The organism is Mesorhizobium sp. WSM4830 (genome assembly GCF_055811495.1).
In genome coordinates this window covers 1-411 of record NZ_JBVVQI010000120.1, presented here as the reverse complement: position 1 = coordinate 411, position 411 = coordinate 1, and the positions used below count along the sequence as shown (strand labels likewise).

General features: G+C 60.3%; 1 protein-coding gene. It reads right to left on the bottom strand.

The features are described from left to right. Positions 1-171: 171 nt before the first annotated feature. Positions 172-411: hypothetical protein (locus AC0L2Y_RS34620; RefSeq protein ID WP_473562343.1), on the bottom strand; the 240-nt coding region annotated here is incomplete at its 5' end.

Sequence of the window (411 nt, the reverse complement as noted above, 5' to 3'; positions counted from 1 at the left end):
GGCGCGTGCCGTCAGCATGGCGTCCATCAGCTCTGATGTCAGCGCATCGCCAGTCGTCGCATCGCGCACAGCCTGATTGAGCAACATCCGTCCTGCCGCTGGCGCGACTAGATACAGCCCACCTGAACGCTCGCCGATGCGTTCCAGATGAACTGGGTTCGAAGGCCCAATTCACGCCGGCGCTAGCGGAGTGAGAAGGCCGCCGAGTGTCGCGGCGATCATTGTTGCGTTCACGTTCATCGCTCGGCGTGTGAAGCTCTGGGCGCCTCCCGCGCGGAAGTCGAGCGGGAGTCTCGCTTCTTCGACGCGACCTGCAACATTACCGGCAGCCGGGCAGAACGATGGAAGCGAAGCTTGCCGGCTTGATATTTGCAACGAATGAGGTTTGTTGGCGGAAATAACGAATTGTTT